General features: G+C 72.3%; 22 protein-coding genes, 1 tRNA gene and 1 pseudogene. 8 read left to right on the top strand and 16 right to left on the bottom strand.

The window, feature by feature from the left end; translation table 11 throughout:
* Positions 1 to 2: 2 nt before the first annotated feature.
* Complete coding sequence (locus tag ABD361_RS12210; protein ID WP_344435056.1) at positions 3 to 560, bottom strand: hypothetical protein; 558 nt, start codon at positions 558 to 560, stop codon at positions 3 to 5.
* A gap of 745 nt (positions 561 to 1,305) precedes the next feature.
* Here ABD361_RS12210 and ABD361_RS30660 point away from each other — a divergent pair.
* Positions 1,306 to 1,560, top strand: a pseudogene (locus ABD361_RS30660) (tyrosine-type recombinase/integrase); the annotation flags it as partial.
* Between the two features lie 58 nt (positions 1,561 to 1,618).
* Here the strand turns inward: ABD361_RS30660 and ABD361_RS12200 are convergent.
* Both ABD361_RS12200 and ABD361_RS12195 read right to left on the bottom strand, forming a co-directional pair.
* Positions 1,619 to 1,691, bottom strand: a tRNA-Arg gene (locus ABD361_RS12200).
* Positions 1,692 to 1,768: 77 nt separating this feature from the next.
* Positions 1,769 to 3,058, bottom strand: coding sequence for a M6 family metalloprotease domain-containing protein (locus ABD361_RS12195; RefSeq protein ID WP_344435054.1), 1,290 nt, complete (start codon positions 3,056 to 3,058; stop codon positions 1,769 to 1,771).
* Positions 3,059 to 3,241: 183 nt separating this feature from the next.
* Here ABD361_RS12195 and ABD361_RS12190 point away from each other — a divergent pair, with 183 nt between their 5' ends.
* Together ABD361_RS12190 and ABD361_RS12185 are read left to right on the top strand one after the other, a co-directional pair.
* On the top strand, positions 3,242 to 3,895 hold the full coding sequence (locus tag ABD361_RS12190) for a TetR/AcrR family transcriptional regulator (RefSeq protein WP_344435053.1): 654 nt from the start codon (positions 3,242 to 3,244) through the stop codon (positions 3,893 to 3,895).
* Between the two features lie 130 nt (positions 3,896 to 4,025).
* The gene (locus ABD361_RS12185) at positions 4,026 to 5,531 is read left to right on the top strand and encodes an MFS transporter (RefSeq protein ID WP_344435051.1); all 1,506 of its coding nucleotides are present in this window, start codon (positions 4,026 to 4,028) and stop codon (positions 5,529 to 5,531) included.
* Between the two features lie 101 nt (positions 5,532 to 5,632).
* Here the strand turns inward: ABD361_RS12185 and ABD361_RS12180 are convergent, their stop codons facing one another.
* Positions 5,633 to 6,148 (bottom strand): MarR family winged helix-turn-helix transcriptional regulator, encoded by a 516-nt coding sequence (locus ABD361_RS12180; protein WP_344435050.1) that lies wholly within the window; start codon positions 6,146 to 6,148, stop codon positions 5,633 to 5,635.
* A gap of 110 nt (positions 6,149 to 6,258) precedes the next feature.
* Between ABD361_RS12180 and ABD361_RS12175 the strand changes: the two genes are divergently transcribed.
* Complete coding sequence (locus tag ABD361_RS12175; protein ID WP_344435049.1) at positions 6,259 to 7,026, top strand: dioxygenase family protein; 768 nt, start codon at positions 6,259 to 6,261, stop codon at positions 7,024 to 7,026.
* Positions 7,027 to 7,044: 18 nt separating this feature from the next.
* Here the strand turns inward: ABD361_RS12175 and ABD361_RS12170 are convergent, their stop codons facing one another.
* On the bottom strand, positions 7,045 to 8,082 hold the full coding sequence (locus tag ABD361_RS12170; RefSeq protein ID WP_344435048.1) for a questin oxidase family protein: 1,038 nt from the start codon (positions 8,080 to 8,082) through the stop codon (positions 7,045 to 7,047).
* A gap of 149 nt (positions 8,083 to 8,231) precedes the next feature.
* Positions 8,232 to 8,651, bottom strand: a complete 420-nt coding sequence (locus ABD361_RS12165) for a hypothetical protein (protein ID WP_344435047.1) — start codon at positions 8,649 to 8,651, stop codon at positions 8,232 to 8,234.
* Positions 8,652 to 9,163: 512 nt separating this feature from the next.
* Between ABD361_RS12165 and ABD361_RS12160 the strand changes: the two genes are divergently transcribed.
* A complete protein-coding gene (locus ABD361_RS12160) occupies positions 9,164 to 10,168 on the top strand; it encodes a sigma-70 family RNA polymerase sigma factor (RefSeq protein ID WP_344435046.1) in 1,005 nt (334 codons plus the stop codon).
* A 124-nt stretch (positions 10,169 to 10,292) separates the two neighbouring features.
* Here ABD361_RS12160 and ABD361_RS12155 read toward each other — a convergent pair whose 3' ends face one another.
* From ABD361_RS12155 to ABD361_RS12135, 5 genes are all read right to left on the bottom strand, one after another.
* The gene (locus ABD361_RS12155; protein WP_425583199.1) at positions 10,293 to 10,730 is read right to left on the bottom strand and encodes a lasso peptide biosynthesis B2 protein; all 438 of its coding nucleotides are present in this window, start codon (positions 10,728 to 10,730) and stop codon (positions 10,293 to 10,295) included.
* Entirely contained in the window at positions 10,727 to 10,960 is a 234-nt protein-coding gene (locus ABD361_RS12150) for a lasso peptide biosynthesis PqqD family chaperone (RefSeq protein WP_344435045.1), read from the bottom strand. Before ABD361_RS12150 ends, ABD361_RS12155 begins: the two co-directional genes overlap by 4 nt.
* 14 nt (positions 10,961 to 10,974) lie before the next feature.
* Positions 10,975 to 12,903, bottom strand: coding sequence for an asparagine synthase-related protein (locus tag ABD361_RS12145; RefSeq protein WP_344435044.1), 1,929 nt, complete (start codon positions 12,901 to 12,903; stop codon positions 10,975 to 10,977).
* 12 nt (positions 12,904 to 12,915) lie between these two features.
* On the bottom strand, positions 12,916 to 13,041 hold the full coding sequence (locus tag ABD361_RS12140) for a lasso RiPP family leader peptide-containing protein (protein ID WP_344435043.1): 126 nt from the start codon (positions 13,039 to 13,041) through the stop codon (positions 12,916 to 12,918).
* 153 nt (positions 13,042 to 13,194) lie between these two features.
* Positions 13,195 to 14,178 (bottom strand): helix-turn-helix transcriptional regulator, encoded by a 984-nt coding sequence (locus tag ABD361_RS12135; RefSeq protein WP_344435312.1) that lies wholly within the window; start codon positions 14,176 to 14,178, stop codon positions 13,195 to 13,197.
* Between the two features lie 237 nt (positions 14,179 to 14,415).
* Between ABD361_RS12135 and ABD361_RS12130 the strand changes: the two genes are divergently transcribed.
* Positions 14,416 to 15,981, top strand: a complete 1,566-nt coding sequence (locus ABD361_RS12130; RefSeq protein WP_344435042.1) for an MFS transporter — start codon at positions 14,416 to 14,418, stop codon at positions 15,979 to 15,981.
* A gap of 92 nt (positions 15,982 to 16,073) precedes the next feature.
* On the opposite strand, the gene ABD361_RS12125 is transcribed toward ABD361_RS12130, so the two are convergent.
* Both ABD361_RS12125 and ABD361_RS12120 read right to left on the bottom strand, forming a co-directional pair.
* Positions 16,074 to 16,385 (bottom strand): hypothetical protein, encoded by a 312-nt coding sequence (locus ABD361_RS12125; protein ID WP_344435041.1) that lies wholly within the window; start codon positions 16,383 to 16,385, stop codon positions 16,074 to 16,076.
* Positions 16,386 to 16,801: 416 nt separating this feature from the next.
* Complete coding sequence (locus ABD361_RS12120; RefSeq protein WP_344435311.1) at positions 16,802 to 18,097, bottom strand: hypothetical protein; 1,296 nt, start codon at positions 18,095 to 18,097, stop codon at positions 16,802 to 16,804.
* Between the two features lie 562 nt (positions 18,098 to 18,659).
* Here ABD361_RS12120 and ABD361_RS12115 point away from each other — a divergent pair.
* The gene (locus ABD361_RS12115; RefSeq protein WP_344435040.1) at positions 18,660 to 19,955 is read left to right on the top strand and encodes a NucA/NucB deoxyribonuclease domain-containing protein; all 1,296 of its coding nucleotides are present in this window, start codon (positions 18,660 to 18,662) and stop codon (positions 19,953 to 19,955) included.
* Between the two features lie 15 nt (positions 19,956 to 19,970).
* Here the strand turns inward: ABD361_RS12115 and ABD361_RS12110 are convergent, their stop codons facing one another.
* Positions 19,971 to 21,122, bottom strand: a complete 1,152-nt coding sequence (locus ABD361_RS12110) for a P1 family peptidase (RefSeq protein ID WP_344435038.1) — start codon at positions 21,120 to 21,122, stop codon at positions 19,971 to 19,973.
* Between the two features lie 33 nt (positions 21,123 to 21,155).
* Complete coding sequence (locus ABD361_RS12105) at positions 21,156 to 22,382, bottom strand: low temperature requirement protein A (RefSeq protein WP_344435036.1); 1,227 nt, start codon at positions 22,380 to 22,382, stop codon at positions 21,156 to 21,158.
* A gap of 97 nt (positions 22,383 to 22,479) precedes the next feature.
* Here ABD361_RS12105 and ABD361_RS12100 point away from each other — a divergent pair, with 97 nt between their 5' ends.
* Positions 22,480 to 22,671: a hypothetical protein gene (locus ABD361_RS12100; RefSeq protein ID WP_344435035.1), complete on the top strand. Its 192-nt coding sequence runs from the start codon at positions 22,480 to 22,482 to the stop codon at positions 22,669 to 22,671.
* A 54-nt stretch (positions 22,672 to 22,725) separates the two neighbouring features.
* Here the strand turns inward: ABD361_RS12100 and ABD361_RS12095 are convergent, their stop codons facing one another.
* Positions 22,726 to 23,157, bottom strand: a complete 432-nt coding sequence (locus ABD361_RS12095) for an MscL family protein (protein WP_425583206.1) — start codon at positions 23,155 to 23,157, stop codon at positions 22,726 to 22,728.
* Positions 23,158 to 23,720: the final 563 nt, after the last annotated feature.

The raw sequence follows: 23,720 nt of genomic DNA, 5'->3' as shown, positions 1-23,720 counted from the left end.
GGTCAGGGCAGCAACCCAGTCCTCGACGGAACTCCCGAGCGCCTCGCCCGCTGCCGATGGAAGAAGTCGGCCAGGGCGCTCACAGCACTGGGTCCCCGCGCGTCCGCTACGACGAGGTTCATCAGGGCAGCCAGGAGGTCACGGTGCGGTGCCGGTCCGATCGAGCCGGGTAGGTGGAGGACACGCGCCCGGTCGAGGACGAGGCCGCGGACCCGCGACGGAAGGCGGTCGGTGAGGAGGGCGAGGGCCCTGGACTCGTCACCGGTCTCCATGCGCAGGCCCGCACGGTGGCGTCGCAGAGCCCGGTCGAGGTTCTTTACCGGCCCGACGAGTTCCTCGCCGGCGATGACCAGAAGATCGTCGGCACCGAGCGTCGGAACCTGTCCCACCCATCCCGTCAGCGTCTCTTCCAGCGGACGCCCTCGGTCGATCTTCCGCTTTGCGGACACGTAGGCGCGGCGTCCGTCGGAGAAAGTGACACGGATGTCGTCGGTCGGATCGCTGGTCTCGAAGTCCAGCCGGACGGGCCACACCCCGGCGGGAACGTCCAGCCCCGACACCGGGCGGCCACGGAGCCCGTGTACGGCCAAGTGCACGGCCAGCTCGCACCGGAAGACGCTGCCGACCTCCCCAGCCTGCCCCGCCCTGCTCACCCCGACCGCACCCCACCCGACCGACCCACACCGCTTGCTCCGGACCTCCGGCGGAGCACCGCCCCATGGTAAGACGTCACACCGGGAGGTGGGCGCGAGACAAGGATGGTTCGCGTAGTTACCAGTGTGGCATCAATGCGTGCTACCCCTTATGCGTTATCGAAATCGCGCATTGGCTGACCTTTCTCTATCGATAAGCAATTTACATTCGATGTCATCTCCCCCTTGGGGGCGGTTAGCGTCGGCTATCGCTTCGCGTCCCCATTCGGAGTGGAGGACTTGAGTCTCTTACTGTTGGCGATTTTCTGCATCCCGTTCTTCCTGGCGACTCGCCGATCAGATTGCCAGTACCGCCTGATGGCGCAGCAGCGCAAGCGCAACCCCAGCGGTGCCGGGACAATCACCAAGCGCAAGGACGGCTGGTATCGGGCAGCGGTCTACGTGCTTCAGTCGGATGGCACTCGTGCCCGCAATTTCGCTTATTGCAGACGCGGGCCGAGCGCGACGCCAAGCACCGAATCCTGGTCGACAAGGCCGAGTACAGCATTCCCGTGCCCACCCGTTCGACAAAGATCGCCGAGTGAGCTGCCGTACTGGCTGGACAGCGTCGTGAAGCCCCGGCAGAAGCTGAGTACGTACGAAAAGTAAACGCTACCGGTCCTTCACTCGAATTGCCCGCCAAGCAGGTCTCCGGGTGGTCCGGCTGCACGATGCTCGGCACGGCACCGCCACTCTGCTGACCGCGGCAGGGGTGGCGCCCCGGGTCGTGATGGAGATCCTCGGCCACAGCCAGATCAGCATCACGATGGACATCTACACGCACGTCGTCCAGGACACCCAGCGCGAGGCCATGAGCCACATGGACCGTCTGCTCAGGCAGCGGCCCGCCCCCGGTCCTCGCCGTTGATGTCAAAAACGGATGTCAAAGGCCCCCAGCCATGATCGGCTGGGGGCCTTTGCGCATGTGCCCCCGGGCAGATTCGAACTGCCGACACCCGCTTTAGGAGAGCGGTGCTCTATCCCCTGAGCTACGGAGGCGCGAGCGCCGGGCGCCGGGTGGGCGTCGGGGCTCGACGGACAGGTTAGCGGATCGGGGCGGGGCAGGTCAGGGGCTGTCAGGCGGGGGAGGGGTGGGGTGGTCGGCGGGTGATGCGGACGTGCCAGGTGCCGGCGCGGTCCTGGGAGAGGACCTCGACCGTGACGCCGGGGGCCGTGAAGCGCTGGCCGGTGCGGAAGGCGGCGTCGGTCAGGGCCGGGCTCACGTTGGGGTCGGTGGTCAGGCAGCCGCGGCTGCCGGGGGTGGCGTCGGCGGCGCGGACGGGGGCGGCGCCGGAGGGGAGGGCGGTGTCGACGGTGGTGATCAGGACGCCGGGGCGGCAGACGGCGTGGTCCAGGCGGCCCGGGGCGCGGGCCTCCAGGGTCAGGGCGCGGGTGGGGGAGAGGGGGACGACGGCGAGTTTGGGGCCGCCCCTGCGGGAGGTGGGGCTCAGGGCGACGGTGCGGCGGCCGGGCCGGGCCAGGCAGTGGACCTGGCCGGGGGCCAGCCAGCCGAGCTTCCACTTGTGCCAGGCGAGGAAGTCGTTGGAGGGGCCCCAGTCCTCCTCCATCGGGTCCCAGTGGCCGACGGGGGTGCGCGGGGCGCGGCGGCCGGTGCCGGCGTAGAGGTCGGGCAGGCCGAAGCTGTGGGTGTTCTCGTGGGTCAGGACGCGGTAGGGGCTGTCGCCGGTCTGCCGGCTCCAGATGAAGGAGACGTTGCGGATGGCGGTGCCGCCCCGGGTGGCCAGGCCGGTGGCGGTGCCGGCGAAGGTCACCGAGCGCACGTCCTGGACGGCGGGCGGTCCCGCCTCGGGGACGGCGAGGACGTTGATCAGGTCGTAGCGGCGGAAGTCGACGGTGCCGTCGGCGGCGTCGACGATCTCCTTGGCGAGGGCGTGGTAGCCGTCGTCGCGGTTGGGGTCGAAGGGGGTGCCGCGGGTGATGCCGTACGCGCGGTACGGCCGTGACATGCGGATCCAGCGCAGCACGGGGGTGGAGCGGTAGTCCAGCCGGCCGTAGGAGCTGGTGCGGTAGTGGTCGGCGACGGCCGGGAAGAACTCGGCGTACCGCCGGCGCGGCGAGATGCGGGCGGGGACGTCGGGGAAGTCGATGAGGAAGGTGACGGCCCGCACCGTGCCGCTGGAGGGCGCGAATCCGTGCGGGGTGCGGGCGCCTTCCGAGACGTGCCGGGTGACGGTGCGCAGGGCGCAGGGGCCGGTGGGCGGGCGGCCGCGGGGCAGGGCGGAGGCGGTCGCGGGGAGCCCGGCCGGGGCGGGCAGGGCGGGCACGGCACGGTGCGCGGGCGGCGGCGCGGGCGCGGTGAGCGCCCCGACCGTCGCCGCCAGGACGACCATCACCAGGGGCTTCATGCGTCCACCCTGAGCACGCCGCGCTGCGGTCCGCGCTCCGGGCTGCGGCAGACGGGGGCGGTCCGATGGTGTGACGTACGCCACTCGGCGCAGCGAAATATCCGGGGAGCTTCTCCCCGTTTAAGTGGGTGTTCCTCCCAAACGGGGAGGCACTCCCCGGAAGGAACGGAAGGAACCCCGCCCATGGACCGGCAGCCGCGCCTGCGCGCCGACGCCCTGCGCAACCGCGAGCGGATCGTCGCCGCGGCCCGGGAGGCGCTGGTCGAACACGGGGCCGAGACCTCCCTCGATGAAATCGCTCGACGGGCCGGGGTCGGCAATGCCACCCTGTACCGGCACTTCGCGGACCGCCGCGAGCTGATCCACCATGTCACCCTCTCCGTCATGGCCCGCATCGCCGACCGGGCCGAGGCGGCGCGAGCGGAGGAGCCCGATGCTTTCCAGGCGCTGAGCCGTTTCGTCCATGCCGCGGCGGACGAGCGGATCGGTGCGCTCTGCCCGTTGCTCGCCGAGGGCATCGACAAGGGCCATCCCGAACAGGTCGACGCGCGCGACCGGTTGGAGAGCGCCGTGGAGGCGCTGCTGTCCGCCGCCCGCGCCACGGGTCAGCTGCGGGGGGACATCGCCATGGGTGACCTGATGGTGGCCATCACCCAGCTCACCAGACCGCTGCCGGACACCGGGTGCCTGGACTTCGACCGGTTCGTCCACCGCCACCTGCAGCTGTTCCTGGACGGCCTGATGGCCCCGGCCCGCTCCGAACTTCCCGGCACCCCCGCGACCTTGGACGACCTGCGCCGCGCGCGCCGGCCCGCCGCCTGCGGCACGCCGGTGTGACGGCGGCAGGGCGGCGGCCGAACACCTGCCGTACTGCCCGCCGAGTACCACCTCTTATGCACCACGTACGACGTGCCCGCACGCTTCGCACCACCCCACCGGATCACCACCGTCAGATAGGCCCCACCTCATGCCCGACCTCATGAAGCAACCCGACCCGAACCGCTGGAAAGCGCTGATATTCATCGCCCTGGCGCAGCTGATGGTCGTCCTCGACGCGACGATCGTGAACATCGCGCTGCCGTCCGCCCAGGCCGACCTCCACATCTCCGACGGCAACCGGCAGTGGGTCATCACCGCCTACGCCCTTGCCTTCGGCGGACTGCTGCTGTTCGGCGGCCGGATCTCCGACCTGTGGGGCCGCAAGCGCGCGTTCGTCACCGGCCTGATCGGCTTCGCGGCCGCCTCCGCGCTCGGTGGCGCCGCCGTCAACTCCGGCATGCTGCTGGGCGCCCGCGCCCTGCAGGGCGTCTTCGGCGCCATGCTCGCCCCGGCGGCGCTGTCGCTGCTCGCCGTGCTCTTCACCGAGGCGAAGGAGCGCGCCAAGGCGTTCGGCGTCTTCGGTGCCATCGCGGGTGCCGGTGGTGGTGTCGGTCTGATCCTCGGCGGTCTGTTCACCGAGTACCTCAACTGGCGCTGGACGTTCTTCGTGAACATCCCCTTCGCCGTCGTCGCCGCCGTCGGCGCGATCAGCGTCGTCCGTGAGCCCGCGGAGAGCCGCAACCCCTCGAAGCTGGACATCCCCGGTGTTATCCTGGCCACGCTCGGCCTGGTCTCCCTGGTGTACGGCTTCACGCGCGCCGAGTCCGACGGCTGGACCGCCGGCATCACCATCGGCCTGTTCGTCGCGGCGGCCGTGCTGCTGGGCGCCTTCCTGGTCGTCGAGCGCACGGTGAAGGCCCCGCTGATGCCGCTGCGCGTGCTGACCGACCGCAACCGCGGCGGTGTCTACATCTCCCTGGGCCTGGCCGCCATCGCGATGTTCGGCCTGTTCCTGTTCCTGACCTACTACCTGCAGGTCGTCCGCGGCTACTCGCCGGTCAAGACCGGTCTGTCGTTCCTGCCGATGATCGCCATGATGATCACCGGTTCCACGCAGATCGGCACGCGCCTGATGACCCGCGTCCCGGCGCGCTGGCTGATGGGCCCCGGCTTCCTGCTGGCGGCGGCCGGCATGACCCTGCTGACCCAGATCGATCTGGACACCTCCTACGCGGCGGTGATCCTGCCCGGTCTGATGATGATGGGTCTGGGCATGGGCACGGCCTTCATGCCCGCGATGAGCCTGGCCACCCACGGCGTGCAGCCGCGCGACGCGGGCGTCGCCTCGGCCATGGTCAACACCTCGCAGCAGGTCGGCGGCGCCATCGGCACCGCGCTGCTCAACACCATCGCGGCCAGCGCCACCACGGACTACTTCAAGTCCCACATGGCGGGCGCCACGAACCAGAAGGTCCTCACCTTCCAGTCGATGGTCCACGGCTACGCCACCGCCGTCTGGTGGGCGGTCGGCATCCTCACGCTGTCCGCGCTGGTCGCCATCGGCTTCGTCAACGCCCGTCAGGGCGGCGGCCCCGCCGCCTCCTCGGCGGACGGCGAGCCGGTCGAGGACGCGCTCCCGGTGATGGCGCACTGACCTGAGGGTGCGCCGACCTGACGGTGTACGTCGGCAAGGTCTGCCGAAGGCCCCCTCCCGCACGGGAGGGGGCCTTCGGCGTCCGCGGGGGACCTGCCGTCTCAGCGCAGCCAGGGCACGTCACCGCCGGCCGGTTCGAGGCCGGTGGCGATGATGCGGCAGATCTCGCCGAAGTGCGCCGCCTGCTCGGGCGTCAGCCGGTCGAAGATCGCCGCCCGGACGGCGTCGACGTGCCCGGGCGCGGAAGCGCTCAGCATCGCGAAGCCCTCGTCGGTCAGGACCGCCAGCTGCCCGCGCTTGTCGGAGGGGCACTCCTCGCGCCGCACCCAGCCGTTCTTCTCCAGCCGGGCGACGGCGTGCGAGAGCCGGGAGCGGGTGATCTTGGCGTGCTGGGCGAGCTCGGTCATGCGCATCCGCCGGCGGGGCGCCTCGGAGAGCTGGACGAGCAGGCCGTAGTAGACGTGCGGCATGCCGGCGTCGCGCTGCAGCTGTCTGTCGAGGTAGTCCTCCAGCAGCGTGGAGGCGTGCTGGTAGGCCCGCCACGTCTCCTGTTCCGCGTCGGTGAGCCAGCGGGGCTCGGCGGCGGCCTCAGGGGCCGCTGGGGGTCGCTTCGTCATGACATCCACTGTTTCACTCGCCGGTGCATGGTCTACGATCGCAGAGTAGAGCTTGAAATTTCAAGCAATCTTGGACTCCGCGCCGCCACCCCTCCCTCGGATGGTCCCCCATGCGTATGCCCGCCCTCTACCTCTCCCATGGCGCGCCGCCCCTCGCCGACGACGCCCTGTGGCCCGGCCAGCTCGCCGCCTGGGCCCGCGACCTGCCCCGGCCGGCTGCCGTCCTGATGGTCTCCGCCCACTGGGAGGAGGCCCCGCTCGCGCTCGGCGCGACCACCACCGTGCCGCTGGTGTACGACTTCTGGGGCTTCCCGGAGCACTACTACCGCGTGCAGTACGCCGCCCCCGGCGCCCCGGAGCTCGCCGAGCGGGTGCGCAGGACGCTGCGGCGCGCCGGGACGCCCGTACAGGACCTGCCCGAGCGCGGGCTGGACCACGGCGCGTACGTACCGCTGGTCGAGATGTACCCCGACGCCGACGTCCCCGTGCTGCAGATGTCGCTGCCGACGCTCGACCCCGAGCGGCTGCTGGAGACCGGGCGCCGGCTGGCGCCGCTGCGCGACGAGGGCGTGCTGATCGTCGGCAGCGGCTTCTTCACCCACAACCTGGCCGCCCTGCGGCACACCGGGCCGCGGCCGCCCGCCTGGTCGGCCGAGTTCGACGCGTGGGGGCGCGAGGCGCTGGCCGCCGGGGACGCCGACGCCCTGCTGGACTTCGCCCACAAGGCCCCCGCCGCCGCCCTCGCCCACCCGCGCACCGAGCACTTCGCCCCGCTCTTCGTCGCCATGGGGGCGGCGGGCGACGACCTGGGGGCCCAGCGCAGCGTCATCGACGGCTTCTGGATGGGGCTGGCCAAGCGCTCCGTGCAGTTCGGGTGAACCCGGTCCCAAGCGTCCTCAGCCGGCCGGTTCGATCAGTTCGCAGGCCCGGGCCACGGCCGCCAGGGCGGCCGGGCCGCCGGTGTCCAGGGCCGTGTCGGCGAGCTTGATGGCGTGGGCGTCGCCGTGCAGGGCGGCCTGCTCGAAGGCCTCGTCGAGCGTGGCCCGGCCGGCCGGCACGGCCTCCGCGGGCCGGGCCGGGGCGTAGGCGGCGGTCACGGCGGCGCTCGCCTCCCATGCGGCGGCCAGGCTCGGCGCCCACAGCTCGCGCGGCAGCGCGGGCAGGGTGCGCAGGACCGCGTTGGGTGCCGTGGCGGCGTGCACCAGCATCACCGGGCCGCCTTGGGCGTGGTGCGGGTAGCGGGCGACGGCGGCCTCCACCAGCGCCGTCAGCGTCCCGCGCGCCTCCTCCGGGCCCTCCGGGCGGCGCAGGGCGCTCGCGGCCGCGGGCCAGCCGGCGGTGGCGGGCAGCTGGGCGAAGCGGGCGCGGATGCCGCCGTGCGGGTCGGGTACGGCCGGCACGGCCGCCAGCGCCTCCTCCGGCCCGGCGGCGCCCGCCAGGGTGGTGGGTGCGGCGAGCGGCTGGTGGCGGGCGGCCCAGTAGCCGAGCGCGTGGCCGAGCTCGGCGGTGCGCGGCGCGCTGTCGCCGTCGGCGAGCAGGGTGCGTACGGCGTGGCCGGTGCGGATGACGGGGTGGGTGGAGCCGCCGGTGATGCCGGGCAGCAGTCGCGGCCACCACTCGGCGAGCACGTCCCGCCAGGGGCGTTCGGCCACCTCGCGGGTGAAGTAGGCGATCCAGTCGCCGAGATGCCCGGGGTCGCCGAGCAGTTCGCGCCAATTGCCGGCGTCGATGCGGGTGTTCGTGCCGGGAAGTTCCTCGGTGCGGTGGCGGTAGGCGTCCAGCCAGCGGTGCACCAGGCGGGCCTGCCCGTGGCGGACGAGCGCCTCCACCGTCATCGGCGCGTGGTTGGTGAGCCAGCCCTCGAACTCCGGGCCGGTGCCGTGTACGCGTTCCAGTGCTTCGTCGAGCGTTCCGCTCGTGTCCGTATCGGCCATGATCCGCACGCTATGCGGTGGCGGGGCGCCCACGGAACGGCCGTAGGACGTACGTCCCACGGGCGCCGGGCGTACGACTTCCGTGCCGGTGCGCGCCGTTCGGTGCTGTGTGCTCGTGCCGTGTGATCGTGCTGCGTGCGCGCCGCCGTTCAGTGCTCGTGCACGTAGAAGACGTAGTACGCCGTCAGGCCCATGCCGATCCCGAGGGCCAGGCCGATCCCGGCGGAGCGCAGCACCGAGCCCCCGCCGAGGTTGTGCAGGAAGCCCATGCAGATGCCGAACAGCGCGCCGAAGGCCGCCGCCCGCACCTCGGTGATCAGACGGTCCCGCCCCCGTACCAGTGCGTACCCCACGGCGAAGGACACGGCTGCGGCCACCAGGCCCAGCAACCAGCCGCCGGCCTCGGAGAAGCCGTTCTCGTGGGAGATGAAGACGACGTACAGGCCGAAGGCGAAGGCGGCGACGGCCGGCACCGCCCAGGTGGCCCGGGATCCCGGGTGGGCGCCGCGCGGGACCGGCCCGGGGCCCTCGTGCGCGTGCCGCCCGGGCAGCATCGAATGCGTCGACATGACGGGCTCCTCTCGCTCGCGTCCCCGTCCCACCAGCGCACACCCGGCCTCCGGGCCGGGCAACTCGATCAGCCGGCGGGCCGCGGCGGCACGCAACCACCGGGGGACCGGGGGCGTCCTTGGGGGCGAGGAGCGGCCACGGGGGACGCTCCTCGCGGAGCACGAACGGGGCAGGGCCGTGGCACGGACGGGCACGGACGGGCATGAACGGGACGGTCGCCGGCGTCGTACACGGGTGGGGCGGACGTGACGCCCGTCTCACACGCCGGGGCGGCGGGGGTCGCGGGAACGCTGAGCCGGCCGCGCACACCCACCCTGACCTGCGTTTCCCCACGGCGCAGGGGCGCCGCCCGGGCGGGCGGGCCGACAGGGTACTGCATGATCCACAAAAAAAGACGTCCCTGGGGAATTCTGTCCTGATTCCGTCCGTTCTTTTACTTCGGACGGGGCACCCGCACCAGGGTCCGGATCCCCGGTCCCGCCCGCGACCGTCTCATCGCAAGGGAGTACGCATGGCAACCCGTGCCGTCGCCCGTCGTCAGGCCACCTCTCCGGTGCCGGACGAGGCAAGCAGTGTTCGCGCCGCAGGCGGAGAGATCGCCGATCGCGACCTGGTCGGCATGTACCTCGACGAGATCGCGCGGACGCCCCTGCTCGACGCCGCGAAGGAGGTCGAGCTCTCGCAGACCATCGAGGCGGGCGTCTACGCCCAGCAGATACTCGACGGCCTGGAGGAGGGCGGCGCGAAGGCCGCCGGGGCCAGCCGCGAGGAGCTGGAGGCGATCGCCGCCGAGGGCGCCCGGGCCAAGGACGTCTTCATCAAGTCCAACCTGCGCCTGGTCGTCGCCGTCGCCCGCCGCTACCCGCGCAGCGGCCTGCCCCTGCTCGACCTGATCCAGGAGGGCAACGCCGGCCTGGTGCGGGCAGTGGAGAAGTTCGACTACACCAAGGGCTTCAAGTTCTCGACGTACGCCACGTGGTGGATCCGGCAGGCCATCACCCGGTCGATCGCCGACCAGTCCCGCACGATCCGGCTGCCCGTGCACCTCGTCGAGGAGCTCGGCCGGATCCGCAGGGTCCAGCGCGAGTTCAACCGGGAGCACGGCCGCGAGCCCGAGCACGCCGAGATCGCCGTCGAGCTCGACACCACGCCCGAGCGCGTCGGTGACGTGCTGGACTGGGCCCGCGACCCGGTGAGCCTGAACATGTCCGTCGACGACGAGGGCGAGACGCAGTTCGGCGACCTGCTGGAGGACACCTCCGCCATCTCGCCGGAGCAGTCGGTGATCGCGCTGCTGCGCAGCGAGGAGCTCGAAGGCCTCATCGGCCGCCTCGACGAGCGCACCGCGTCGATCATCAAGGCGCGCTACGGCATCGAGGACGGCCGCGAGCGCACCCTGACCGAGGTCGGCAAGCAGCACGGCCTGACCCGCGAGCGCATCCGCCAGATCGAGAAGCACGCCCTGCTGGAGCTGAAGAAGATGGCCCACGACACCGGCTTCGACGCCGCGGCCTGATTCACCACTGCCCGTCGCGCCGCCGCCGCGCAACAATGGACGTGAAGGCACCGCCGCACAACGACACACCTGCACGGACCGGGTCCCGGCGCTTCCCTCCCCCCTTGCGCCGGGGCCCTTGCCGTCACCGGCGGCCGGCCTTCCGGCGCGGGCGCGCGGCGACGATCATCAGCCGGTGGTAGTAGCCCGCCGCATGCGGCTCGCCCACCGGCCGTCCGGCCACCTCCACCCAGGCATGCGCCCGGAACGGGCTCGTCCGCACCCCGGTGCACCAGTCCGGCCACACCCCCCGCAGGCGGCACAGCAGCGCCGTGGCCACCGAACGCTGCAGACAGCCCTCGCCCGCGCAGCGCGCGCTCACCCCGACGACCGCCTGCCGTGCCGCCAGCGCCTGCTCCACCGTCGCCGGCGCGGCACCGCGCCGTACGAACGACAGCACCCGGCGGATGCCCCGCGGGCGCAGCAGCACCAGCAGCCGGGCGGCCCCCGTGGCGGCCAGCGCGGCCGGCCGGTCGCGCAGCGGCACGGGGGACCGGGCGGCCGGGGCCATCGACTGGCTCACCCCGTCACCACCAGCCGTGCCGCGTGCAGCGAGGCGATCAGGGCCGCCACATCGGTGGCGGCCCGCTCCGCGCCGAGCCCCGGATGGCGCTCGCCCAGCCCGCGGGCCGCCTCCCGCGGGCCGCTCCCGGCCAGCAGGGCCCGCAGCACGAACGCCCCGGTGCTGTTGAGCTGCCAGTACCGGCCGGTGGCCTCGTCCAGCAGGACCATTCCGTCGTCGGTGTCCGTCACGGACACATCGGGGCTCAGGGAAAAGGACACGGTGCACCTCCAGGAGTGGCCGGCCCGCCGCCGCCGGCGCGGTCGCGCAGCCACGTCTCGCAGCCGAGCGTCGGATCCAGGCCGCGCAGGACGTCGGGGCCGGGCGCGTGCAGGGACGTCAGCCGGGAGCGCAGCGCGTCGGCGTCCACCAGCCCGGCACCGGCCAGACGTGAGTCCTCGAACAGCGCCAGCAGCGCCGGCCTGTTGCGGCGCAGCCCCGTCAGCAGATCGGCGCTGTACTCGCCCTTGGTCTCACGGCGCAGGAGCGAGCCGGGCACGATGCCGGCCATCGCCTCCTTGAGCACCGGCTTGTAGCGGCCATCGCCGCCGCGCTCGTCCGGCCGCACCGCCAGCGCCGCCTCCAGCACGCCGTCGTCGAGGTAGGGCGCCGAGCACTCCAGCCCCAGGGGGGCCAGGACCTGCTGCAGCTGCCGCACGCGCAGCCCGCTCGCCCGGGCGTGGGCCAGGGCGGTGTGCTGCCCGCGCCCGGCCGCCAGCGGCAGCGGGCGGGCGTCGGCGGCCTCCCGCAGCAGGCCCACCACCGCCCGTACGGCCTCGGGCGTGGCCCACACCGGCATGCGCAGCTCCTCGCCCCACGTCACACAGGGGCGGGGCCGGCCGCGGGGCGGGGGAGAGGGCCGCCGGGCCAGACCGCCGGCCCAGTCGGCCAGCCACCGGTCGAAGTCGCGCCGGTCGGTCAGGCCGCGCAGCACCGGCCACAAGGGCCACGGCTGGTGGGTGTGCTGGCGGTACAGGCGGGCGAGCGTGGCCAGGGGACGCACGCGCACGTCGTCGTGGAGATGGGCGGGAAACGCGGTGAACAGCTCGTCCGCCCCGGCGCCGGTCAGGTGCAGCCGCGAGCCGCGGCGAGTCATCAGACGGGCCGTCGCGGCGAGGGCGGCCCGGTCGCGCACCCACGGCCCCGGCTCGTCCGTGGGCACCTCCATGCCCGGAAGGCCCGCGTACCACACGGGCTGCTGGGTACGGCGGGGCACCACGTGCTCGGCGTGCGGCAGGTGGGCGGCGGCCCGCCCCGCCCAGGCCGCGTCGTCGTTCGCCGGATCGCGGCCCTCCCACGTCAGGGCGACCAGGCGGGGACGAGGCAGGTGGGCGCCGCGCACCGGGGTGCCGGCGTGGGCGCCGCGCGCCGGGGTGCCGGCCGGGAAGAGCGCGGCCGCGGCCAGGAAGCACACGCTGGTCGAGTCCAGCCCGCCGGACAGGTCGCAGCTGAGCGCCCGCACGTCGGCGGTGCGCGCCCCGACCGCCGCGATCAGCGCGCTGCGCAGCGCCGGCGCCCCCTCGGCGGCCGTCAGCCACGGCTCCGGCGGATCCCACCAGCGCTGCGCGCGGGCCCGCCCGTCCCCCTCGATCAGCAGGCAGTCCTGCGGCGGCAGCGCGGTGACGCCCCGCCAGACGCAGTGGGCGTCCAGCGGATACGGCGGCGGGGAACTCAGCAGGTGCAGCGCCAGCACCCGCTCGTCGACCCCCGCACCGGTCAGCGCCGCCAGGGTGTCCGCCCGGTCGGCGGCCACCGTCACCCCGGCCACCTCGGCGTGGAACAGACGCCGCACCCCGGAAGCACTGCCGCGCACCCGGACCCGCCCGCCGACGGAGGCGGCGAGGTGGAAGCTGCCCGTGAGCCCGGCCGCGGCCGCCTCGACGTCCTCCGGCCCCCGCACGCCCGCCAGCCGCTCGGCCAATGCCCCGGCGGTGACCGGGCAGAGCCCGATCACCGCCAGCCGTGCCGCCCCTGCCGCGGCGACCGTCACCCGTCCGTCCGGCCAGTTGCCGAGCAACCAGGGCCGGCCGGAGGCGTGCTCGATCGTGCGGGCCGCGAGGGGGCGCAGCGCCTGCGCCGCCGCTCGGCTGCGTTCGCCGTCCGCGAGGACGGCGAACCAGGCCTCGCCGGTCACGGGATGCGGCCCTCAGCCCCAGTACTCGTAGCCGCCGAAGGGCTCCGGATACACCCCGCTGGGCCAGCCGAGGGTCAGCTCGGAGAAGTCGCCGGCCTCGGCCAGCGCCGGGGATTCGTAGATCTCCTGCGGTTCCATGACGGGTCCTCTTTCCGCCGCACGGATCGGTGGATCCGTGGATTTCCAGTGCGGGAATCGCACTGTGATCCGGACATGCCCGGCGCCTTCCCCGCTACTCCCGACGGCGGAACTTTCCACTCGAAAGGGTGAGAAAGGATGAGAAAGAGGTATTTATCGCTTGGCTGAAAAGTGCGTCCCGTCCGCCGCGCGGCCGATGCGCGCCCCCAGCTTCCGCAGGTGCTCCACCAGCACCGCAGGCTCCCGCACCGTGAACTCGCAGTCCACCAGCGCCAGCCGGAACGCCACCCATTCGATCGAGTCGGACGTCAGCACGTCCAGCCGGCAGGAGTCCTCGTCCACCGGCTCCGGCGCCCCCAGCCAGCTCGGCAGCCGCGAGGCGACCAGCGCGGCCGGCGCGTCGAACTCGGCCACCAGCCGGTACGTCGGCTGGAGCCGGGCCAGCGACCGCTTGAGGAACTCCGCCGCGTCCGCCGCCGGCAACTCCCGGGGCGTGAAGCGCGCCCCCGTGGCGAACGGCTCGCTGACCCGGTCCACCCGGAACGTGCGCCAGTCCCCGCGGTCCACGTCGAACGCCACCAGGTACCAGCGGCGGCCCGTGCTGATCAGCCGGTGCGGCTCCACCAGGCGCTTGGTCTGCGTGCCGTCCCCCTTGCGGTAGGCGAAGCGCAGCCGCTCCCGGCCGGTGGCCGCCGAGGCCATGGCCGTCAGCGTGTGCGGATCGACGGTCGCCCCGTCGCCACCGGTCAGCGGCACCGTCGCCGCCTGCAGCGCGGAGACGCGGTGCCGCAGCCGGGACGGCAGGACCTGCTCCAGCTTCGCCAGCGCCCGCACCGACGCCTCCTCGATGCCCTCCACGGCGTGCCCCGCGCCCGCCCGCAGGCCGACCGCGATGGCGACCGCCTCCTCGTCGTCGAGCACCAGCGGCGGCAGCGCCGCGCCCGCGGCCAGCCGGTAGCCGCCGTCCGAGCCCATCGTGGCCTGGACGGGATAGCCGAGGTCGCGCAGGCGCTCGACGTCCCGCCGGATCGTGCGCGGGCTGACGCCGAGCCGCTCGGCGAGCTCGCGGCCGGGCCACTCGCGAGGGGTCTGCAGGAGCGACAGCAGGGTCAGCAGCCGTGCCGGGGTGTCCGTCATGCCCTCCAGGGTTCCAGGGATGTAGGACATGACCTGACCTAGAGGCGGGTTAGTTTTCGGACCTCGGCGACCTCGGCCCGGAGGCAGCCGATCCGCACGGACCCGAGCGGGTATGCACCGGAACGACCTCAGTGCTCCGGAGTGCCCTGAAGAAGTACGACAATGCACGTCGAAGCCTGTTGAAGAACGTTAAAGCATGCTGAATCACGTCGAAGCACGAAGAAAGGCAGTACCTCTGTGACCACCACAGCGACCACCGACCCGCCCGCCGACGCAGCGGCCGACCGCCGCCGCTGGCTGGCACTCGCCGTGGTGATGACCGCGTCCTTCATGGACCTGGTCGACGTCACCATCGTCAACATCGCCATGCCCAGCATCCGCAAGGACATCGGCGCCTCCTTCAGCACCCTGCAGTGGATCACCGAGGGCTACGCGCTCGCCTTCGCCGCGGGCCTGATCACCGGCGGCCGCCTCGGCGACATCTACGGACGCCGGCGCGTCTTCCTGCTCGGCATGTCCGGCTTCACCCTCGCCTCCATGCTCTGCGGCATCGCCGGCGACCCGCAGCTCCTCGTCGCCGCCCGCGTCCTGCAGGGCGCCACCGCCGCGCTGATGGTGCCGCAGGTGCTGGCCATCGTCCACGCCACCTTCCCCGCGCACGAGCGCGGCAAGGTCTTCGGCATGTTCGGCGCGATCGTGGGCCTCGGGGCGGTCTCCGGGCCGATCCTGGGCGCGCTGCTCACCCAGTGGAACCTCTTCGGCCTCGAATGGCGCCCGATCTTCCTGGTCAACCTGCCCGTGGGCATCGCCGGGCTCGTCCTGGGCCGCCGCTACATCCAGGAGTCCAGGGCCCCGCAGGCCCTGGGGCTCGACCTCGTCGGCGTCGCCCTGGCCACCTGCGGCCTGCTGATGCTGCTCTACCCCCTGACCCAGGGCCGCGAGCTGGGCTGGCCGCTGTGGGGCTTCGCGTCGATGGGCGGCAGCGTCCTCGTCTTCGCCGCCTTCGTGGCCTACGAGCGGTACAAGACCCGCAAGGACGGCTCGCCGCTGGTCGAACTGTCACTGTTCAAGGTCAAGAGCTTCGCCGCCGGCATCGGCATCGAGGTCGCCTTCGGCATCGCCTGCGGCGTCTTCTTCCTGATCTGGACCCTCTACATGCAGATCGGCCTGGGCTGGAGCGCCCTGCGGGCCGGCCTGACCGGCATCCCCTTCTCCCTCGCCGTCTCCGCCGCGGCCGGCCTGTCCGTACAGAAGCTGGTGCCCCGCTTCGGCCGCAAGGTCCTGCAGGCGGGCGCGCTGTCCATGGCGGCCGGCGTCCTGCTCTACATCTGGGAGTCCGGCCACTACGGCACCCAGATCGCCTCCTGGCAGATGGCGCTGCCGCTGGTGGTCATGGGCCTGGGCATGGGCCTGATCGTCGCGCCGCTGACCGAGACGGTCCTTGCCGAGGTGCCCAAGGAGCACTCCGGCTCCGCCTCCGGCCTGATCAACACCACTCAGCAGCTCGGCAACGCGGTGGGCCTGGGCCTGGTCTCCGTCGTCTTCTTCGACGCCGTCGACGAGGGCGCGGTGGCCCGCGGCCGGGCGGGCGAGGCCTTCGGCGACGCCTTCCGGCACGGCATGTGGTGGGTCGCGGGCGTGCTGGGCCTGGTCCTCGCGCTGATGTTCGCGCTGCCGCGCAAGGCGGCCACGGCTCCGGGCGGCCCGGGCGGCGGCACGGGTGAGGGTGCGCTGGGGGAGGGCGCCGCCGGCGACACCGTACCGGCGCAGCAGCAGGCGAAGGAGCCGGCCCCGGTGGCCTGACCGCCGCCCTCGCCACGCCTCCCGTCATGCCGGCCGGGGTCCATCCGCTTCCTGCGGGTGGACCCCGGCCGTTGTGCGTTGCGCTGCCGGGATCAGTAGAGGGGGTCCACAAAGACGTTCACGGCACCGTGGGCCTTGACCGGCTTGTAGTGCTCGTCGCCCGCGAAGCTGGCGAAGTAGCCGTTGTAGACCGAGTCCACGGCGGTCGGCCCCAGGGCGACGGGTCCTGTGCAGCCGGCCTCGCCGTTGGAGTCGGTGACCGCTCGGCAGATCTCGGACCCACCACTGTTGGTGAAGATCACCGACCTGCCGGGCAGCGGTCGGTTGTTGTCCGCGTCGTACAGGAACACCCTGCCGGTCAGGAAGGGAGGCAGGACGTTGACCCCTCCCTGCTGGACAACCATGCGGGCCGGACGAAGGTCTCCGTGGTGGCCGGGCTCTGCTGCGGCCGTCTGCACGACTCCGGCCACAGCAGCAAGCGCGACTGCTGCGACACAGGCCAAACGCCGGTTGAACGACATCTCTCTCCCAGACGGGGCAAGAACCGGAACCGTTCCGCTCCTCCCGCTGACCCGACCAACTGATCTACGTACGCCGGGTTCCCCCGAACGGCTCAGTAATCATCCATCCTTGTTAACCGCAGAACGAGGCACGTTGACGGTCATTGCCCCGGCCCGACATCGGGCGCCGGCCCGAGCATGATCTGCGCGAGCGGCGCTGGTCACCGCGGCCGGGCTCGGGGCAGGGACGCGGAAGGCCCCGCACGGAACCGGGAGGCCGGGGATTCGCGTGCGGGGCTGCGCTCGCAGGGAGGGGGCCGTCAGACCCCGGTCAGGGCGTACGTACCCGTGCCGTCCTGCCTGCCGCTGGAGAACTGGCGGATGAGCTCCCCGTCCGCGTACCGGTCGTAGCCCATCATGGAGCCGGTGTACTTGTTCTGCAGGCCGATCTTCGAGCTGCCGGGTACGTCGCGGTAGACGTAGAACCGCTGGAGGTCGTCCTCCGCGCAGGTGGCCGTCGTCAGGTAGGCCTGTTCCAGGTTGGCGATGTCCGCCGGGATGGTCGCGCAGCCGCCGTTGCCCCAGTTCCACAGGGACGCCTCGATGACCCCGTTGCGCTCCGTCACATTGCACAGCCGCCAGTTGTCCAGGTGGGCGCTGAAGAAGGTGGATTCGCGCAGGCGGATGCCGTCGTTGGCCAGGAGCGGCGCGCTCCAGTTCAGGATCTTGCCGGGGACGTCGATCCTGTAGACGCCGGACTGGCAGTTGAGCGCGGCACGCGGGACGGGCTTGGCGGCCCGGGTGGCCTTCATGCCCTGGGCGGCCTTGGCGGCCTTGGCGGCGTTGTCGGCGTCGTGCTTGGCCTGGTCGGCCTTGGCCGAGGGGACGGGGCCTGCCGGGTGCTTCGCGGTGGCGGCGGGGGAGCCGCAGTCCAGCAGGACCTTGGCCTTGGCCATGATGCTGTTGGCGGGGACCTTGTCCTCGCAGCGCACCGCACCTTCTTCGAGTGCGGTGTAGGTGGTGTAGCTGCCGCTGTCGGACCCTTCGATCCACTTCAGCGCCCAACTGCCGTCGCCCTGTTGGACGCGGTTGCAGTTGAGACTGCCATAGGTGCCGGTGACCTTCTTGGTGCCCTTGTACACGCCGTAGTAGCCGGGCTGGTTGAAGTTCCAGTTCACCGTGTCGGACACGCTGGAGGTGGAGGAGTAGGTGACCTGGACGTTCAGGCCCAGGCTCGCTCCGACCATGCCGAGGGCCTCGGTACCGAAGCTGCCCTGGACGTTGCCGGTGAGGCCCACCGAGACGGAGATGGACGTTTGGGTGTTGGTGGAGACGGAGTGACTTCCGGTCGTGCCCTCGGTGACGTACCAGCCCTTGAAGTGGGTGATCGTCGGAGACACTTCGGTGGTCTTGATGAACGGGTGGCGCGTGCCGAGGTCGGCGGAGGTGCAGGCGTCGCCGAGCTTCGGCTTGTCGGCGGTTGCGGCGGGTTTCGGATGCCCTGCCGCGGCGGCGGGGCCGGCCACAGCAGTCATGGCGGCGAGCGTCGATGCAGCGGTCACGGTGAGGGCGAACAGCCCTCTGGCCCAGCGGCCGGAAGTTCTTATGTGGCTCATCATGCCCTTTCCCTGGCCGGGCGCCATGTCGCCCCAGGCCGAAACCCTGCCAGTTATGTGGTGGGGAGTGGTGGTCGATCGAGGCGAACTTAGCGTCGGCAGCGACGCAGTGACGATGACGGAATCAGCCGGTCCGAGGTGAAACCCATGACCCTTCATGGGCTGTTATGCAGCCATGACCTGCCCCGGGGTCATCAGAATTTCATCTGCGAAGCTACGATCCGCCACCACCGCCGCACGGACGGGCTGTTTCAGCCGTGATTCCGCTGCCGTCACCTCGACGGCCAGCGCCTGCCGGACCGGCCTCTCATCATCCGCCGGCGCGATCCAACCGCCACCAAGCCATCACGGTATTCGGCCAACTTGCGCATTCTGAAACCGATGGCGTTCGACGGCCCCGGCGCCTTGAATGTTTGCGCGCCAGCAGGAACGGCCCTATGAACGATTCGGCGGCCCAGCGACGGCTGCCGCGCCCGCGCATCCTGCCGACCGCGGGGGTGCCCTTGCAAAGACGGGCGGCGGTGTGAGGCCCGAATGGGACCGGAAAAAGGGGGGACCACCTTTGAAACGCTTCAGACGACTGCTGGCGGCGATAGCCTCGCTCGTCCTGACCGCCGCCCTGGCAGTCCTGTCCACCTCACCGGCTGACGCCGTGGCCGTGACCCGGGCGGCTCCCCCCGGCCACGGCACGTGCACCGCCATCGATCCCGGCTCCCCGCTCAGGCGCCAGGGCGCCGCCTGGTTCTGCTTCAAGACGGGCGGCCCGGCCACCGCCCGCGACCTGGCCGCCATGCACCGCCTGACCGGCGCCCACGGACCGGCTACGGACCGCGTCGCGGCCCGTGACCCCGACGTCGACCCGGCTGATCCGCTCGATCTATGCAAGGAAAGCCATAAGGAGGTCAACACCTCCCGTAGTACGTACTGCGTACAGCACCCGATCGGCTACGAGCTTCTGGGTGCTGACAGGAAGGTGGTCGAGCACGCCGAGGGCGTCGTCTTCACCTCGGCCAGGGTCGGCAAATCCGAGTGGAAGGAGGAGGTCCGCGCGGCCATCACCCAGGAAACACCCAACATGCCCACGATGACGATTGGCCTGAGGTCCGACTGCACCGGCCCGTGCACGGGCGGCGCGGCATTTGGCGGCGGGCAGGCGGCTCTTCCGGCGGTGGGCAGGGAACTGCTCACGTCGATCACTTACAGGACCACGGTCATCAAGGACGGCGAGGCACGGTCCCAGCCCCTCTACCACATGACAGGGGCGATCCTCGCGCCCGGAACGACGCCCCGCAACACCTCGGACAACTGGCAGGGCCCCTGGCTCCGCTGTGACAACAAGGTCGGTAACGGGCCCGGCTGCGCCGACGATACGCACATGGCCAACGTGACGTTCCACAAATCGCAATACAGGGCCGCCGCCGTCACCTACGAGTGGGCACAGAAGAATCTCAAGTCCGCTGCCACCGGCACCAAGGTGAACCCCCTGCACCGCGACCCCAATTCCGATGAGTCCTGGACGAACACCAAGCGCCGTAGGACATGCGACAACCTCCCGTACCCGTTCCCGAGAGACCCTCTTTTGGTACCGGGAGACTCCTGTGACGAGTTCCCCTTTGCCCGGTCCTTCGAGGGCGGCAAGCCCAACGACCTGTGCGTGGACATCCTGCCCAGGGAGGTCGGCGGCGTGTGGGACGTGGCGAACGTGAGGGTCATGCGGGGCAACCCCGATACGGCGGCGTGCGTGCGCTCCCATGTCACCGTGAAGGACAACGAGGCGGCGGGCAACGAGCTGAGCCAAGCGACCCGTTCGGCCCGCATCATCAATGGTGAGGCGTATTTCGTGATCGTCGACAACTGAGTCGCCGCGGACCTCTCAGGCCGGGTCGCCGTACAGGTCGCGGTACGAGGGGAACAGGCCGCCGGCCCCGTCGACGCCCTCCGCGGCGAGCACGGCCCGGACCACGCAGCGGGTCAGGACGTCCGCCCCGGCGGCCAGGATCTCGTTGACCGCGCCCGCCGCGAAGTCGGCGCCGCCCGGGAGCCCCTCCTCCCGCGGCAGCGGCCGCTCGCCGGTGGCCAGCGCGAAGACGGTGTCGCCGTCGGTCAGCAGATGCACCGGACGGACGGCACGGGCCAGGCCGTCGTGCGCGGTGCCCGCGAGCTTCTGGGCCTGGGCACGGGTGAGCGCGGCGTCCGTGGCGACGACGGCCAGGGTGGTGTTCAGCGGGGGACTCATCGATGCCGACCAGCGCTCGGCCGACTCCCGGCGCGCCTCCTGCAGAGCCTCCTGCGCCGCCCGGTGCCGCTCCGGCGCGGGGTACGCGGGCCGGCCGCCCTCGTACAACTGCCCGTACAGCACCCCCGTGGCCGGGTCCACCACCGAACCCGCCGCGTTCACGGCGGCCAGGGCGGCGACCGTCACCCCGGAGGGCAGGACGACGCTGGCGGTGCCGATGCCGCCCTTCACACCCCCGGCCACCGCACCCGTACCGGCACCGACGTTGCCCTGCACCACCGGCGCCCCCGGCGGCGTACGGGCCGCCGCCTCGGCCGCCCGCCTGCCGAGCCGGGCGTCGGGCCGGGCCCGCCAGTCGCCCCCGCGGCCCAGGTCGAACAGCGCCGCCGCCGGCACGACCGGCACCACCTGCTCCGGCTCCGGACCCACCCGGAAGCCCCGGCCCTGTTCCTCCAGCCAGGCCACCACCCCGGAGGCGGCGTCCAGCCCGAACGCACTGCCCCCGGTCAGCACGATCGCCTCGACGCGCTGCACGAGGTTCCGCGGATCCAGCGCGTCCGTCTCCCGCGTCCCCGGCCCGCCCCCGCGCACATCCACGGCGGCGATCGCGCCGCCCTCGCCGGTGAGCACCACGGTCGTCCCCGTCAGCGCCCCCAGCTCCGCCAGCTCGGCGTGCCCCACCCGCAGCCCGGCCACATCCGTGAGCGCATCCCGCGGCCCGGGCGTCCCCCCGGCGCCATGGCCGGCCGACCGGTTGTCAGGCGTACGAGCGTCGTCCGCAGCAGTCATGCGCCATGCCTACCACGCCGGCCTGACGAGACGTCAGTAGGCGGCGTCCGTAGGGGCGTCCCGGGGGCCCTCCCCCTCCCCCTCCCTCCCCTCCCCTTCCCCCTGTCGTGCCATGAGCGTGACGCCCACCGCCACCGTCGCCGCGCCGACCAGGCCCGCGGCCAGGACTGCCCAGGTGCCGGCGAAGGTGCAGGCGAGCGTGGTCAGGGCGGAGACGGGCAGGACCAGCTGCTGGGCCGGGCCGCGCTTGTGGTGGCGGGAGTGGATGAGCCAGACCGTGAACATGAACAGGGCCGCCGGCACCGTCACCGCTGCCGAGGCGGCGATGGTGGGGATGCGGGCCTTGCCCACGCTCTCCTCGACCGCCACCTCGATGCCCGCGCCGATGGCCGCGGCCGAGCAGAAGACGAGGTAGTGGCCGTACCCCCAGACGAACGCCTGACGGTTGGAGGCCAGGTGCAGATGGATCGGTACGGCGAAGTAGATCCAGAAGGCGGCGAAGATGATCAGCAGGCCGCCCGCCGCGATCGGCAGGAGCTCACCGAGCGCCTCGTGCTCGTCGGCCGCCGACTGCACCGCCGTCGTGGCGGCCGCCACCGTCTCGCCCAGGACGATGATGGTGAACAGCCCGTAGCGCTCGGAGATGTGGTGCGGGTGCCAGGCCGTCGGGCGGCCGAGCTCGGCGCAGACCGGCACGGCCATCTCCAGCAGGGCCATGGCGATGAACACCCACGGCCTCGCGGGGCCCGGCAGCACGACCAGACCCAGCCAGCCCACCTGGCACAGGGACACGCCGATCGCGTACCGCAGGGCGGTGCGCCGCTCGGGACCCGTGGCGGCATGGGCGGCGCGCAGCCACTGCGAGACGAGGGCGAGCCGCATCACCGCATAGCCGAGCCACACCATCGTGAAGTCGCTCGCGGAGAAGGCCCGGGGGACACCCGCCGCGAGGACGAGCACCCCGGCGATCTGCACCAGCGTCACCACGCGGTAGAGCGCGTCGTCGGTGTCGTAGGCCGAGGAGAACCACGAAAAGTTGACCCAGGCCCACCAGATCGCGAAGAAGACCATCAGGTAGCCGGGGATGCCGTGCCCCGGATGCCCCTCCGCGAGCGCGTGCACCAGCTGCCGCCCGGCCTGGGCCACCGCCACCACGAAGCACAGGTCGAAGAAGAGCTCGAGCGGGGTGGCCGTGCGGTGCTCCTCCTCGCGCCCGCGCTCGGTCATCCGGCGCAGCACGCCCGACGAGTCCTGGCTCATAGCTGCGATTGTCACCGCAGCCCGGGCCCGTCGCGCGCCGGACGGCGCAGCGGGGACGCCCGGGCCGCGGGTGGCGGCGCGCCCGTACGCTGGACGCATGAGCACTGACAACCCCAGCCCCCGGCGGGACCCCGCCGCGGCGGCCGCCGCCGCATTGATCTTCGACGATCCGCTGTCGCAGCAGTCCTCGGACGACACGGACCGCGGCTGGGGCGAGCGCCCGAAGGCCGACGAGAGCGGTGCGGACCTCGCCCGCTTCCTGGACGAGAAGCCGCCGCACCACCTCTGAGGCGGCCGAGGCGGCGCCCGGGGGCGCAGCGCCCCTTACGAGGCACGCGTGGGTCTAGCGCTGGGCCGGGACGGAGTCCGAGCCGGGGCCGCGCCGCTGCTCGATCAGGGTGTCGCGGATCTGCGCCAGCAGCTCGATCTCGGTCGGCTCCGCGGGCTTGTCGGCCACCGGCGCCTTCGCGGCCTGCCGGTCCTGCCAGCGCTTCATGGGCAGCAGCATCAGGAAGTAGACCACCGCCGCCGTGATCAGGAACGTCAGCGAGGCGCTGAGCACCGAGCCCCACTGGATGTAGACGCCCTTGGTCACTTCGCCCGCGGCGTTCCGGGCGCAGGGTCCCTTCAGGCACGAGGCGTAGTGCTCCAGGTCCTTGGTGCCGAAGGCGCCGACGACCGGGTTGATGATTCCCTTGACCACGGAGTTCACGATGTTGGTGAACGCCGCGCCGATGACGACGGCGACGGCGAGATCCACCACGTTGCCGCGCATCAGGAATGCCTTGAAGCCGCCCAGGACTCCCGTCTTCTTCTCGCTCCCGGAGCTCACAGAACAGCCTCTCCCTGCGTACCTCTGTCATGGAATGGTCGATTCCATACGATACGAGAAAGGTGGACGGCTCCGTCCATTCCGCGACCACCATCACCCGTCCGGGGAAGGTCAGCCGAGGTGCCAGTGCGTCAGCGCGGGCGAGCACAGCGTCACCACCCCTCCGGCGGCGGCTGTCGCCGCGACGGCGAGCGCGAGGGGCCGAGCGCGCCGCCGCCCGCACCGCCACCGGCCCCGGCGCCCCGCCCGCACCGGCGGGAACAGCGGCACCCGGCACCCGGGCGGCGCCCACGGCGCCGAGGGCCCCGTGGTGCCGTACGAGGATCGGGCGAAGTGCGCGGGACGTGCGTAAGACATCGGGACCACCGCCTGTCGTGAGGAGCGCCGCGTGACGCACCCCACGATCCCGGTTTCCGTCCCGCCCCGCTGAGCCCTGTGGACTACTGGCCGGTTGTGGAAAAACCGGCCACCCGCACCGGCCCCGCCACCCGCACCGGCCCGCCGGC

This window comes from Streptomyces luteosporeus, from assembly GCF_039532865.1.
In the GTDB taxonomy this organism is placed as follows: domain Bacteria; phylum Actinomycetota; class Actinomycetes; order Streptomycetales; family Streptomycetaceae; genus Streptomyces; species Streptomyces luteosporeus.
This window is presented reverse-complemented; position numbering and strand designations above follow the sequence as displayed.